The 13,313-nt window shown below is 57.8% G+C and carries 15 protein-coding genes; 11 read left to right on the forward strand and 4 right to left on the reverse strand.

The features are described from left to right. The 6 genes from MHY13_RS07430 (at nucleotide 1) to dnaB (ending at nucleotide 4,990) form a co-directional block, all read left to right on the forward strand. Nucleotides 1-1,398, forward strand: coding sequence for a glycosyltransferase family 87 protein (locus tag MHY13_RS07430; protein WP_204610732.1), 1,398 nt, complete (start codon nucleotides 1-3; stop codon nucleotides 1,396-1,398). Then, nucleotides 1,395-1,583, forward strand: a complete 189-nt coding sequence (locus MHY13_RS07435) for a hypothetical protein (RefSeq protein WP_198492222.1) — start codon at nucleotides 1,395-1,397, stop codon at nucleotides 1,581-1,583. Before MHY13_RS07430 ends, MHY13_RS07435 begins: the two co-directional genes overlap by 4 nt. Before the next feature lie 122 nt (nucleotides 1,584-1,705). Next, entirely contained in the window at nucleotides 1,706-1,996 is a 291-nt protein-coding gene (gene rpsF, locus MHY13_RS07440) for a 30S ribosomal protein S6 (RefSeq protein WP_005326996.1), read from the forward strand. Nucleotides 1,997-2,045: 49 nt separating this feature from the next. Continuing rightward, entirely contained in the window at nucleotides 2,046-2,591 is a 546-nt protein-coding gene (locus MHY13_RS07445) for a single-stranded DNA-binding protein (protein WP_005325943.1), read from the forward strand. Nucleotides 2,592-2,639: 48 nt separating this feature from the next. After that, complete coding sequence (gene rplI / locus MHY13_RS07450) at nucleotides 2,640-3,092, forward strand: 50S ribosomal protein L9 (RefSeq protein ID WP_005325949.1); 453 nt, start codon at nucleotides 2,640-2,642, stop codon at nucleotides 3,090-3,092. Between the two features lie 467 nt (nucleotides 3,093-3,559). Next, complete coding sequence (gene dnaB, locus MHY13_RS07455) at nucleotides 3,560-4,990, forward strand: replicative DNA helicase (RefSeq protein WP_005325950.1); 1,431 nt, start codon at nucleotides 3,560-3,562, stop codon at nucleotides 4,988-4,990. 1 nt (nucleotide 4,991) lies between these two features. On the opposite strand, the gene MHY13_RS07460 is transcribed toward dnaB, so the two are convergent. From MHY13_RS07460 to MHY13_RS07470, 3 genes are all read right to left on the reverse strand, one after another. After that, complete coding sequence (locus MHY13_RS07460) at nucleotides 4,992-5,456, reverse strand: VanZ family protein (RefSeq protein WP_239230174.1); 465 nt, start codon at nucleotides 5,454-5,456, stop codon at nucleotides 4,992-4,994. A 120-nt stretch (nucleotides 5,457-5,576) separates the two neighbouring features. Further along, nucleotides 5,577-7,730, reverse strand: coding sequence for a cation-translocating P-type ATPase (locus MHY13_RS07465; RefSeq protein WP_239282637.1), 2,154 nt, complete (start codon nucleotides 7,728-7,730; stop codon nucleotides 5,577-5,579). 8 nt (nucleotides 7,731-7,738) lie between these two features. Continuing rightward, on the reverse strand, nucleotides 7,739-7,939 hold the full coding sequence (locus MHY13_RS07470) for a heavy-metal-associated domain-containing protein (protein ID WP_005325954.1): 201 nt from the start codon (nucleotides 7,937-7,939) through the stop codon (nucleotides 7,739-7,741). Between the two features lie 117 nt (nucleotides 7,940-8,056). Here MHY13_RS07470 and trxA point away from each other — a divergent pair, with 117 nt between their 5' ends. Beyond that, the gene (trxA, locus tag MHY13_RS07475) at nucleotides 8,057-8,425 is read left to right on the forward strand and encodes a thioredoxin (protein WP_049377058.1); all 369 of its coding nucleotides are present in this window, start codon (nucleotides 8,057-8,059) and stop codon (nucleotides 8,423-8,425) included. An 83-nt stretch (nucleotides 8,426-8,508) separates the two neighbouring features. Continuing rightward, on the forward strand, nucleotides 8,509-9,246 hold the full coding sequence (locus MHY13_RS07480) for a PspA/IM30 family protein (RefSeq protein ID WP_005325958.1): 738 nt from the start codon (nucleotides 8,509-8,511) through the stop codon (nucleotides 9,244-9,246). Here the strand turns inward: MHY13_RS07480 and MHY13_RS07485 are convergent. Then, nucleotides 9,243-10,340, reverse strand: coding sequence for an NYN domain-containing protein (locus MHY13_RS07485; protein ID WP_239282639.1), 1,098 nt, complete (start codon nucleotides 10,338-10,340; stop codon nucleotides 9,243-9,245). The two genes, MHY13_RS07480 and MHY13_RS07485, sit on opposite strands and share 4 nt — an antisense overlap. A 203-nt stretch (nucleotides 10,341-10,543) precedes the next feature. Here MHY13_RS07485 and MHY13_RS07490 point away from each other — a divergent pair, with 203 nt between their 5' ends. Genes MHY13_RS07490 through MHY13_RS07500 form a run of 3 tightly spaced genes read left to right on the forward strand, consistent with a single transcriptional unit; the run spans nucleotide 10,544 to nucleotide 12,686 of the window. Next, nucleotides 10,544-10,918: a GntR family transcriptional regulator gene (locus tag MHY13_RS07490; protein ID WP_005327000.1), complete on the forward strand. Its 375-nt coding sequence runs from the start codon at nucleotides 10,544-10,546 to the stop codon at nucleotides 10,916-10,918. After that, complete coding sequence (locus MHY13_RS07495; protein WP_239193632.1) at nucleotides 10,915-11,718, forward strand: AAA family ATPase; 804 nt, start codon at nucleotides 10,915-10,917, stop codon at nucleotides 11,716-11,718. The genes MHY13_RS07490 and MHY13_RS07495 overlap by 4 nt, the downstream gene beginning before the upstream one ends. Then, a complete protein-coding gene (locus MHY13_RS07500) occupies nucleotides 11,715-12,686 on the forward strand; it encodes a beta-carotene 15,15'-monooxygenase (protein ID WP_239282641.1) in 972 nt (323 codons plus the stop codon). Before MHY13_RS07495 ends, MHY13_RS07500 begins: the two co-directional genes overlap by 4 nt. The last annotated feature ends 627 nt before the right edge of the window (nucleotides 12,687-13,313 follow it).

Raw genomic sequence — 13,313 nt, forward strand, 5'->3', positions numbered from 1 at the left:
GTGACAGCGAATCCGCACCAGCGCATTCCCGCCTCCTCAGAACCCTTGGCCCGCGGGGTAATTGAATTCCTCGGCGGGCCAAGGGGCCGTTTTGCCGGTGTACGCCGCACCCAGTGGTGGACCCCGCTGCGCGCCATAATCGCCGTCGGCTGGGTTTTCCTGGCGTGCGGATTCCTCTCGAAGGCTAATTGCGCCGGCGGCACCCGCGGTGATGACGGGGTCATTAACCTAAATTGGGCGGGCAACCGCCAGTACACCTCATTTTGCTATAACGACATCATCCCGCTTTACGGCGGCCGCGGCCTCGATGAAGGCGGCTTCCCCTATGCCTATTCCTGGCAAGAGGGTGACCTGACCCGCTATATGGAGTACCCAGTCCTCGCAGGCCTATTCCAGGGGTTGATGGGATGGATCGCCCGCAATACGTACTCTCTGGTTGAGTGGGCCGGCATCCCGGAGGCCGGATGGTACTTCGGCCTGACCGCCTTGGTCATGGCGTGCATCTGGGTAGGCGTGCTCTACATGGTCTACCTGCTGGTGGGCAATCGCACTTGGGACACCATCCTCGTCGCCGCCAGCCCTCTTATCATTATTCACGCCTTCAGCAACTGGGATATCCCCTCCATTGCCTTTGCCGTAGGTGCGCTCCTGGCCGCCGCGCGCAAGCGCCCTGCCGTAGCGGGTGTCCTCATCGGCCTTGGCACTTCCTTTAAGCTGTGGCCGCTCTTTCTCTTGGGCGCATTCCTGGTCTTGGCGGTGCGCAATCGTCGCTGGCCGCAATTTTTCTACGCCTTGCTCGGCGCGGCCGTGACCTGGATCGTGGTCAACGCGCCGGTGGCCCTGAAGTATCCGGAGGCATGGCGCGAATTTTTCCGCCTCAACCAAGAGCGCGGTGCGGAGTGGACCACCATCTACTCGGTGCTCAGCCGCAATACTGGGATTAGCTTTAGCCCTGAGTTCCTCAATACCTTCAGCCTGGTGGCGTTTTTGGCTCTCTGTGCGGCGATTGCGGTGCTGGGCCTGCGCAGCGCGCGGACGCCGCGCATGGCCGAGCTGGTTTACCTCATCGTGGCCGCCTTCTTACTATTCAACAAGGTATGGTCGCCCCAGTATTCTCTGTGGCTGGTAGTGCCCGCGGCCCTAGCCCTGCCACGCTGGCGCTTGGTCTTTAGCTGGGCGCTTGTCGATGCCCTCGTATGGCCCCTACTCATGTGGCACATGCTGGGAACAGACAATAAAGGTATTCCGCACGAGCTGCTTGACGTTGCGATTATCTCCCGCGACGCCCTCATTATCGCCATGGCTGTCCTCGTTATTCGCCAGATGTGCGGCAAGACCACGGATAAGGTGCGCGATGCGCACGCCGGCCGCGACCCCTTGGCAGGGGCATTCGCATGATCGTTACCTATATCGGAATGGCATCCATCTTTTTGGGATTCCTCTGCGTGATGGCAGCCTTCTGGCTCTTCCACAATCGTGAGGATCGTCGCGGGCCCATCGTGCTGGGTCTTTTGGCCATTCTTTTCCTCACCATCATTCCGGCGACGGCAGCTGTGTTTTTCGCCGCAACGACCACTGGTTAGATTTCTTTTCGCCGGTCATTTGCGGTACTGTAGTGGGGTTGCTTGACGCAACGTACCCTCCTGCTGCATCCGCAAAGGTGATGCAGCCGAAAACTACTAGACCATAGGAGGTGATGAGGTCCGTGCGTCACTACGAAGTCATGATCATTCTGGATCCTAATCAGGATGAGCGCACCGTAACCCCGTCCCTGGATAAGTTCCTCGAAATCGTCCGCCAGGAAGGCGGCAAGGTTGAGAACCTTGATGTATGGGGCAAGCGCCGTCTTGCATACCCCATCAACAAGAAGGAAGAGGGCATTTATGCCGTCGTCAACCTGGAGTGCGAGCACACTTCGGTTGCCGAACTCGACCGCCGTCTGAACCTGAACGACACCATCCTGCGTACCAAGGTTCTGCGCACCGACAGCAAGTAACGGATACTGGGATCAAGCACAATCCACGTAACCGATAAGGAGTAAAGACATGGCACAGGGAGATACCAATATCACGGTGGTAGGCAACATCGTTGCTGACCCCGAGCTGCGCTTCACCCCGGCGGGTGCGGCAGTAGCTAACTTCCGCGTCGCCTCCACCCCTCGTCGCTATAACTCGCAGACGAATCAGTGGGAAGACGGCGAAGCTATGTTCCTGACCTGCAACGTATGGCGTCAGGCAGCGGAAAACGTTGCCGAGACTATGTCGAAGGGCATGCGCGTCATCGTTACCGGCCGCTTGAAGCAGCGTTCCTTCCAGACCCGTGAGGGCGATAACCGCACCGTATTCGAGATTGACGTCGACGAAGTCGGTCCGTCTCTGCGCTACGCCACCGCTCAGGTAAACCGCAATCCGCGTGAGGGCGGCAATAACTTTGGCGGCGGCCAGCAGCGCTCGAATAACAATAATCAAGGCGGTTTTGGAGGCGGCCAGCAACAGCAGCCGCAGCAGAACCAGGCTCCTTCTGAGGATCCGTGGAACTCCGCACCACCTGCAGGTGGTTTCGGAGGCGCTGATTCTGAACCTCCGTTCTAAGTCTGTCACCCGCAACTATTCAACTAACTCAATTGAAAGGCAGGGATCATGAAGCTGATCCTCACCGCTGCCGTTGAGAACCTCGGCGCCGCTGGCGAAATTGTTGAGGTTAAGGACGGCTACGGACGTAACTACCTGCTTCCTCGCGGCCTGGCCATCGTGGCTACCCGCGGCGCAGAGAAGCAGATTGAGGGCATCAAGCGCGCCCAGGAAGCTCGCGAGATTCGCGACCTGGATCACGCACGTGAGGTCCGCAACCAGCTCGAGCAGCTGACGGATGTCAAGGTAGAGGTTAAGACCTCCGAATCCGGTAAGCTCTTCGGTTCCGTTCAAGCAGAAGACATTGTCAACGCCGTCTCCAAGGCCGGTGGCCCTAAGCTGGATAAGCGCATCGTTGTGCTTCCTAAGGGCCTGGTCAAGAAGACCGGCAACTACCAGGTCGAGCTGAAGCTGCACGCTGATGTTATCGGCAAGGTGAACTTCTCGGTCGTTGCTGCCTAACTAGGCGCACGACGGTCCATATAGACCCAAAGACAACAGCAACGCTTTAGGCCTCAAGTTCCTGCTATGTGAGGTGGCAGGAACTTGGGGCCTTTAGCGCGTTTTAACCGGCCTGTGGATAACTGTGGAATTCTGTGGATAACTCTTTGGCAATTTAACTCACTGTTTACGCGGAGGCCTCTTTATTAACTCGCAGGTCAGGCCGCTTATCCACCAAGGATGTGCCTATTGTCACATCTGGAAAAACATGCTCTGAGCTGGGTCTTTGATTTATGCAGGTCATGGGGTTTTGAAGTTATCCACAGGCCTATGCAGGGCAAATATGGGCTAAGGCTCCCGCGACCTGCAATTTTCACATTGCCCTGTGGATAACTGTGGAAGTTATGCCCAGGGGGTGGTGTCCGGGCACTAGACTAAACTGAGATTCCGATATGCTCGGACGCTCGAATAGCTACAAGGGGGAGACCATGACCAACGCCAGTTTTGATGATGAACACCTACCACCGGAGCCACCGCCGGAGGAGGAACCGGCTCCGCGCCGTCGCTATCAGCAGGAAGAGCCAAAGCGCTATGGCGAATTCCGCCAGCCCCCCGCAGACCGCGAAGCGGAGCAGGGTGTTCTGGGTGCCATGTTGCTCAGTCCCCATACGGTGATGGAAGTCATTGAGGAGCTGGAGCCCGAGGATTTCTACTATCCGGCACACACGTTGATTTACCGCGCCATGCTGGATCTATATTCCGAGGGCAAGGACGTCGACGCCGTCATTTTGGCCTCCCAGCTCGACCGCTTTAATAACCTCGAGCGCGTCGGCGGTGCTCCTTATCTCCACACGCTGCTCGCTACAGTGCCAACGGCGGCCAACGCTCGCTACTACGCCGAAATCGTCGCGGAAAAGGCAGTGCTGCGCAAGCTTGTTGATGCCGGCACGCGCGTAGTGCAGCTCGGATTTTCCGGCACCGAAGATGCAGAAATCGAGTCCGTCCTGGACCGTGCGCAGCAGGAAGTCTTCGCCGTCGCCCAGCGCAAGACGGCAGAAGATTACCGTGTCCTGGGGGATCTTATTGACCCCACCATCGATGAGCTCGCTGCCCTGCAGCAGGCAGGCGGCGTGGAGCTAGGTGTGCCTACTGGCTTCATCGACCTCGATAAGCTAACCAATGGCCTTCACGCGGGCCAGATGGTCATCGTTGCTGCTCGCCCTGGTGTGGGTAAATCGACCCTAGCCATGGACTTTATGCGTTCCTGCTCTTTGCAGCACGGCAAGTCCTCTGTGATTTTCTCGCTCGAGATGTCAGCTTCTGAGATTGTCATGCGCCTGCTCTCGGCGGAGTCAGAGGTAAAGCTGGCCGATATGCGTGGTGGCCGAGTTTCCACCGAAGACTGGGCAAAAATCGATGAGACCCTCAACCGAGTGCAAGACGCCCCACTCTTCATTGATGACTCACCGAACCTCACGATGATGGAAATTCGGTCCAAAGCCCGCCGCCTCAAACAGCAGCACGGCTTGGACCTCATCGTCTTGGACTACCTGCAGCTGATGTCTTCGGGTAAAAAGGTCGAGTCTCGCCAGCAAGAGGTCTCTGAGTTCTCCCGCCAGCTGAAGCTCTTGGCCAAGGAGCTGGAGGTTCCCCTCATCGCGATCTCGCAGCTGAACCGTGGACCTGAGGCGCGTACGGATAAAAAGCCGCAGCTTGCGGATCTCCGTGAGTCTGGCTCGCTGGAGCAGGACGCCGATATGGTCATGCTGCTCTACCGCCCCGATTCCCAGGACCGTGATAATGAGCGCGCCGGCGAGGCGGATATTATCCTAGCCAAGCACCGTGGCGGCCCGATCGATACCGTGCAGGTGGCGCACCAGCTGCACTACTCCAAGTTTGTCAATATGGCGCACGGATAAATTACAGGTCCACCACCGCGTTGGGGTCTCCCAATCGTGGGCCAAGGATGACCAGTACCAAGAAAACCGCAGCTGCGGCAAGCGCCAGCCATCGCCATACGGGGAAAAGGCGTTCGCCGCACAGACGGGCGAACGCTGCGCCGATGAGAGCGCCCAGGGTATTGAAGAGAAGATCATCAATATCGGTGCGCCCTAGGGCGAAAACGTACTGGCACACCTCTAGTACAAGGCTGAGACCTAATCCCCACGCAGCTGTCTTCTTAACGGAGCGGCATAGACTAAATACCAGCAAGCCAAAAGGGATGAAGAATGCGGTATTGCCCGCGTACTCAAATAGCGGGCCAAACCAGCTGCCGCCGGAAAATTCATCGAAAGGAACCCAGCGCAGATCCCGGGCACGCTGATTTTCTGGCTTCCATAAATAGCCAATCTGGTAGAAGGGCTTGAGCGTGGTTAACGCGACCATAACCGCGGTCCACGCGGCGAGGGATACCCTGCTGAGCACGCGCTAGTCCTTTCTCTCGTGGCGAGGGAGTGTACGCCCCCGCCAATGCTAGCCTGCACAGGGGTGCCCCGGCGGCCTTATTTAGCGCCGAGCGGAAAACCCGCGCAGCCGCAGCGAGTTAGTAACCACGAAAACAGAGCTTAGCGCCATGGCCAGGCCGGCCAGCAGGGGGTTGAGCCAGCCCAGCGCGGCCACGGGAATGAGTACGACGTTATAGGCAAAGGCCCAGAAGAGGTTGCCCTTAATAATTGCTAGTGTGCGGCGCGAGAGCCGAATAGCATCAGCGGCACACCGCAGATCGCCATTCATGAGGGTGATATCGGAGGCTTCAATAGCAACATCGGTACCCGCGCCCATGGCCAGGCCGAGGTCGGCTTGGGCCAGTGCGGCGGCGTCATTAATGCCATCGCCCACCATCGCCACGGTGTGCCCCGCGGCCTGCAGCTCCTTGATGTGGTTCACCTTGTCCTCGGGCAGGACCCCGGCGCTGACGTGATCGATTCCTACCTCGGCAGCCACGGCGCGGGCGGCCCCGGCATTATCGCCGGTCAGCAGGTAAGGGGTAAGCCCTAGCTCCTTCATCTGTGCCACAGCGGCGGCCGAGCTCGGCTTGAGGGTATCGCGTACCTCAATGATGCCTGCAGGCTGTCCGTTGACAGTGACGACCACCGGCGTGGCACCAGAATCTTGTGCCTCGCGGAACGGTGCTTCTAAGTCACCCAAGGGGCCTTGCGGCTTGCCGACGCCCACCCGGACCCCCTCCACAGTTCCTTCCACGCCGCCTGAAACTACTGCAAAATCGGTAGCTGGTTCCACCGTGCTTTCCCGGGCGATAGCGCGAGCGATGGGGTGCTCGGAATTGTGTTCCACGGCCGCGGCCAAGTCGAGGACGTCGCCGTGTACGGCGGCAACGGACATCTCTCCGGCCGTGACCGTTCCGGTCTTATCCATGACGATGGTATCGATTTGCCGCGTAGATTCCAGGATTTCCGGGCCTTTAATGACAAGCCCCAGCTGCGCGCCGCGGCCGGTGCCGACGAGGATTGCGGTGGGCGTCGCCAAGCCCATGGCGCAAGGGCAGGCCACAATGAGGACGGAGACCGCGGCGATAAACGCTGGGGCCACCCCGCCGAAGAGGAGATGGGCAAGGAGTGTCAGCACTGCTATGGCAATGACCGCGGGGACGAAGACTTGCGCAATGCGGTCCACGAGGCGCTGCACTGGCGCCTTGGACGTTTGTGCATCCGTGACCAGCTGGGCCATTTGGGCCAGTACCGTATCCTCGCCCACCTTGGTCGCTCGGACCTCGAGCTTGCCGGAGGCATTAATGGTTGCGCCGGTCACCGCATCGCCGGGGCCGACCTCAACGGGCACGGGCTCGCCGGTAATCATGGAGGCGTCGACTGCTGAGTTGCCGGAAACGACGATGCCGTCGGTGGCGATCTTCTCGCCTGGGCGTACTACGAAGACATCGCCCACCTGCAATTGGGCAATTGGAATGCGCTGTTCGCCTCCCTCGCGCAGCACCGATGCTTCCTTAGCGCCTAAGGAGAGCAGCTCCCGCAGGGCCTCAGAGGACTGGCCTTTGGCCCGCGCCTCGAACCACCGACCGAGCAGGAGGAAGGTAATGACCATGCCCACGGACTCGAAATAGATGTGATCCATCTGCGCCGCATTCGCGTCCAGTGTCATGTGCATTTTCATGCCCGGTTCGCCCGCGTTGCCGAAAAACAGTGCCCATAGCGACCAAAAGTAGGCCGCTGAGGTTCCCATGGTGATAAGCGTGTCCATGGTGAAAGAACCGTGCTTGAGGTTTGTCCACGTAGCGGTGTGGAAAGGCGCGCCACCAAAGATATAAACGATGGTGGCCACGATGGCGCAGGCCCACTGCCAATTGGGAAATTGCAGTGCTGGCCACATCGAGACCACCATGAGCGGCAGCGATAGGGCACCCGAGATAATGGTGCGGCGCAGCAGGCCCCCGTCACGGCTTTTCTCGGCCTGGGGCTCCTCCGTCTTCGCCCCCGCCATATCGAAGGCGCCGTAACCTGCGCCCTCCACCACCGAAATGAGCTCCTGTGGACTTACCGTCTGGGAGTCGTACTCGATGGCCGCCGCCTCGGTAGCGAAATTGACGCTGGCGCTTACTCCCTCGAGCTTGTTTAGCTTGCGCTCGACGCGGGAGGAGCAGGAGGTGCACGTCATTCCTGTTACGCCAAGGTCCAAGTGGGACATGGTGGTTCCTACTTCAGCGTGTAGCCGGCCTCAGCCACGGCGGCTGCTACCTGTTCATCGGTGAAATCGGTGCCGGTAACCGTTACGGCGCCGGTGGTGTGGTCAGCAGTGACCTCGCTAACGCCAGAAATTTCGCCGACCTCTTCTTTTACCGACATTTCGCAATGTCCGCAGGTCATGCCCTCTACGGTGTAGTTCTTGGTGCTCATGATGATCCTTTCTTAGGGTTGGTTTCCGGGCCCATTTTATACCCCCTAGGGGTATATAGCAAGGATATTTCATGTACGTTGGGGAATAAAGCAATCCGCAAAGGAGTTAGAACAACCATGGCTACTATCGATGTCACCGAAGAAAACTTTGAAGAAACCGTTACCGGCGAGGGCATTACGCTCGTAGACGCGTGGGCCGATTGGTGCGGCCCCTGCAAGCGCTTTGCGCCGGTTTTTGAAAAGGCCTCCGAAGAGCACACGGATGCTACCTTTGCCAAGCTCGATACCGAGGCCAACCAGGGCCTCGCATCCGCGTTGGAGATTCAGTCGATTCCTACGTTGATGATCTTCCGCGATGGCATCCTTGTCTTCCGTGAAGCTGGAGCTCTGCCTCCCGCGGCCTTGGAGGACCTGTTGAAGCAGGTGAAGGACCTCGACATGGAAGAGGTTCGCCGCCAGGTAGAAGAGCAGAATGCGCAGGGTTAATCCCACCAACTTCCTCGGCGCTTTCTGGTGAGTATCGCTAAACTCGCTAGAAAGCGTCTTTTTTATGACCAAAGGAGAAGATAATGGCTAATCCCTTCAGCAAGGGCTGGAAGTACATGATGAGTTCCTTCGATCAAAAGATTGATGAGAACGCTGACCCAAAGGTGCAGATCCAGCAGGCCGTTCAGGCCGCGAAGGAGCAGCACCAGCAGATCTCTGATCACGCCGCAGAAATCATCGGTCATAAGTCCCAGCTGGAGATGCAGATGAACCGCCTGGTCAAGTCCCAGCAGGATTACCAGTCTCAAACTCAGCGTGCGCTTGAGCTGGCGGATTCGGCAGAAGATCCGCAAAAGGCCTCAGAGTACAATCAGGCTGCCGAAGTTGTTGCGTCCCAGCTGGTTGCAGTGGAGCAGGAGCTAGAAGACGTTAAGCAGCAATACGCCGCCGCGGAGCAGGCTGCCGCGCAGGCCAAGAGCCAGCAGCAGCAGTCTGAGGCGCGCTTGAAGGAACAACTAGCGCAGGTTAGCCAGCTGGAGGCTCAGGCGGACCAGGCGGCTATGCAAGAAAAGAACGCCCAGGCTATTGATTCCATGAATCAGCTCAACCCGGACGATTCTGTACCTACTCTTGATTCCGTGCGTGCCAAGATTGAAAAGCGCTACGCCGATGCGCTTGGCGCCCAAGAATTGCAGCACGCCACCGGTGGCGATCGCATTAATGAGATCCAAGCCGCCGGCAATGACATGAAGGCGACTGCGCGCCTCGATGCCATCCGGGCGGATCTTAAAAAGAAGAAAGAGCTCGAATCCGGCGATTAATTTTGCCGGCGAACGTTAATCAGAACCCCACGAATACCTGAGTGGAATCCATCGCGCAGGTTCACGCGCTGGGTTTCGGTCAGGGTGTATTCGTGTAGGGTTTCGCAGGCAAACTGCAATAGTGGGCGGTCGATCTCTGGGGGAAGCCCGCCGCCAGAAAGCAGATGTGCCTGATCGCGCTGCTCGGTGCTAGCAGCGTTATCGAACCACCACGAGGCGTATTGCTGGCCCACGTCGAATGGGGATTGGAACCCAGCAGAGCTCCATACTTCTTCCGGCAGCGGCACATACTTGGAGCGCAGCTTGCGGCGTGGTGCCATCATGGATGGCTTGGGCGCCGGCTTCTCCGCGGGAGAGTCCTCCTCGGCGGGGGAATCCTCTGCAGCATTCGCCTTGGGCGGAGCCGGCTTGGGCGTCGGGGCCGGGGTGGGTTTTTCTGTGGCGCCGAAGGCTGCCTCCACCTCTGAGGGCTCGCCGCAGTCATCCGGTTCGGGCATTTCCTCGCCATCTTTATGCGCATTTTCGCGCACCACTGGAGGAAGCGGGCCTTCTAGGACCTGCAATTCCATAGCGTCTGCGAAGTCCTCGCGAGGGTCCAAGATGGTGGTGGAATCGCAGGCATGGCGCAGTGCGGAGGACATGGAGTCCCAGCCAAACCCATAAAGATGGACGCGGATGCCGTTATCCACGGCTGCTTGAGCGCCGGGAATCATGTCCGCATCGCCACTGACGAGCACAAAGTCAGTGAATTGGCCCTTCATGGCGGCGATGACCATGTCTGCCACGAGGCGGGTATCTACGGCCTTTTGGGTGCGGCGCTCGCCCCATTCGATGAGCTGACCGGTGCGCAGCTGGACCCCTTCGCAGGTGCGTAGTGCACGCTGGTAGCGGTGCGGGCCGGTGTCGGGAATGCCGTCATACCAGTATTGGCGTTGGATGGGGGTCCCAAGTTGGTTCTCGATCATCCCGCCCATAGTGCTGACTACCTCGGGCAGGTCAATCTCTAGTTGTGCGCGGGCACCCGTTTCCCACGAGTTATAAAAGCTAGCGAGCAAGTATGAGGTATCGACAAAGACGAGTGTGCGTTCAAGCATGGCTCCTAAGTTCCGTTCTAATTGTTCTAAATAAAAATCTTTGTGGTTTCCAGTGTGCCCCATTAGTCACAAAACGTCGATAACCTTGGACAAAATCCCAGCGCAGTGGCAGCAAAAAAGTTTTCTCTTTGGAAGTATTGCAGGGGTGGGGTGTTGCCGATATGGTTAGTTACACAAGTAACTAACCAACGAACCGAGAGTCAATGGATAATTCCACGCAACCACTCTTCCGCCAGATTGCTTCCTTGGTGGAGGACGCCATCGTGGACGGAACCTTGGGCGAGGGGGATAGGGCCCCTTCCACTAATGAGCTTGCTGATTTTCACAACATCAACCCGGCCACTGCCCGCAAGGGCATCAGCCTCCTGGTGGATATCGGGGTGCTGGATAAGCGCCGCGGCATCGGCATGTTCGTGGCAGAAGGCGCCCTGAAAACGATCCGGGAGCGCCGCCGCGCCGATTTCGCGGCGGAATACATGGCACCGCTTGTCGACGAAGCCGTTCGTCTGGGCTATAACCGCGCCCAACTCCACGACCTATTTGATCGCGTTGCAGAAAGCCGAGGAATGTACTCATGATTACAACACGAGATTTCACCTTTGCCGATGGCCTCACACATGGCTTAGTTGGCCCCAACGGCATTGGCAAAACCACGCTCCTGCGCAAAATTGCCGGACAAATCCAATCTGGCGGTATCACCGTCTTCGGCGAGGAACCCTTTGACAAGCAGTCGGTTCTCAACCGAGTCATATTGATGGGTATTGATAACCCACTGCCGGATTCCTGGGGCATCGGGAAGCTGGGCGTTATTGGTAAGGCGCGCTGGCCGCGCTGGGATGAGGAGCGCTTCAATGAGCTGCTGGTTCGCTTCGACGTGCCGGCCAAGGCCTATTCTGCCCTGTCCCGCGGGCAAAAGTCTGCGGTGGGATTTATCTTCGCCGTTGCTTCTGGCTGCGAGGTCATGCTTCTCGACGAGCCCTATCTGGGCCTCGATACTCAGCGCCGGGAGCTTTTCTATCAGGTGCTGCGCGAGGAGCACGGCCGCACAATTGTCATCTCTACCCATCACCTCAATGAGGTAGCAGGTCTCCTCGACACCGTCTCGCTGATGGGGGATAACCCCATTTCCGGTCCCATCGATGACTTCATCGAGGGAATTCTGGAGCTCACCGGACCTTCTGAGGCCCTCACAGCAGCGGTCACAGAGCTCGACCTCCGCGTGCTCAGTAGGGAAACCACAGGTTTGGGCGACCGCGTGCTTATCGACGCCCGCTCTACCGCCACCGACCCCATCTTCCGCACTGCTCAGGCCTACGGTCTGCGCGCCACTGAGGTCTCTTTAGAGCGTGCGGTGCTGGCATTGGAGGAGAGAGCATGAAACTACTGTGGTACCTAGGCGATTGGTGGAGCTGGTCCTTCTTCTTTTTAGCTTTGTTGGTCATGCCCGTCATGGCGCAGGGAACGTGGAACGTGTTCCCGGTGATCTTTTCCTTGTCGCTAATACTTACCCTGGCACCAGACTTTAAGAAGTACCAGCTGGTGGGTCTGGGTTCGAAAATCTGGAATGAGCATCGCCGCAGTCTCGTTGCCCTGAGCGCATTGGCGGCAGCTATTGGCGCCCTCACCGTGCAGTTGTGGTGGGCATTGCCCATTTATGCCGTCGCAGCGGCGTGGGCAATGTACCGCAAAGCTGCGCCTCAACGGACCGGGTACACCACCACCGGCACCCAACCCTCAAGCGGCTTCGGATGGTTCCCCCGCACCTTGGCTGGGCAAGCGATATACCGCCCGCAGGTCAAGGCATGGGGTGCAGCGTGTCTGGCCCAAGCAATCGGGTATGTGCTTAACCGGTATAAGGAGGAAGTTCCGCTGCTTGGTTTCCTTGGCATCTTCATTTGGGCACTGTCATTTGCGATGTTCGCTGCAGCTCTCCACAGCTTGCGAGTATCTCTGCGCGAATACACGGTACTTGGTGGAAGCCGTGCTGTTTGGTCCCGGCATACTGCCGTGCTCGGCCTGATACCTGTCCTAGTCGCGACCACCTCCAGCGCAGTACTGGCAAACAACGGTGAACTTGTAGCGGACATCGTGCTGCTTAGTGCCACCTGCGCCCCTATAGTGGTCAGTCTGGAATTTCTGGGAAAGAAGAACTGGCACTTATTCGCTCTCTACCTGGTCCTCATTGCTGGGATGGCACTTCTGCGCACTCTGGTGCCGGTCTCCGCGGTTGCCCAGCTCTTCTTGGCGGTGGCCTTCTATACAGTCTGGGCTTTGATGCTGCCCGCGTACATTCGCCGAGCAAACGCTCACCGTGGCGGAATAAGCGCTTGGATGGGCATAGATTAAACCGCTCAAAAGAAGGGTTGGCCTGGGGATTTGTGTTTGTTTAAGTCGCTGTGTAACTTAATACGAGTCAGCGCGACCGACAGCGCCCCACAGGAACAGAAAAGTTCCTGGCTGAAGCGGCGATAGGAAAACAGGCCCTGACAAAACAAAATTCTTTTTGCTCACAATGAGCTACACGCCAAAGTGTGTGTGGTTGTTGTGTGGTGATGATGTTTGAGAACTCAATAGTGTGCCAATGTACTTTTTATTTTTTGTGTGCATGGTTGTGTGTTGATTGGTTTGTCTGCCAATAGACCTAGGTGGTTTGTTGGTTGGTGTGTGCCGGTTGGGTATGTGGAATACGTACCTTTTGAATGCTGTTTGGTGTTTCGGCTGCATTGAGATGGATTGGTTGGCATGTGATTGTGTTCAACTTTTTTCAGTTTCCTTATTTTTGACCCCGTCGGGTTGAGGGAACTTATTTTTTCTTTGTAGTAATTTTTTGGACGCCAGCACGGGCTGCATTGTTGTGTGGTTTGTGGTGGTTTGTTCTTTTGTTGGGTTTCGGGCTTTTCACGGCCTGTTTCGGATGTTGTTCTGAAATTTTTTTGTGGAGAGTTTGATCCTGGCTCAGGACGAACGCTGGCG

Origin of the sequence: Corynebacterium sp. ACRPE (genome assembly GCF_022347435.1) — a bacterium.
Taxonomy (GTDB): Bacteria; Actinomycetota; Actinomycetes; order Mycobacteriales; family Mycobacteriaceae; genus Corynebacterium; species Corynebacterium tuberculostearicum_D.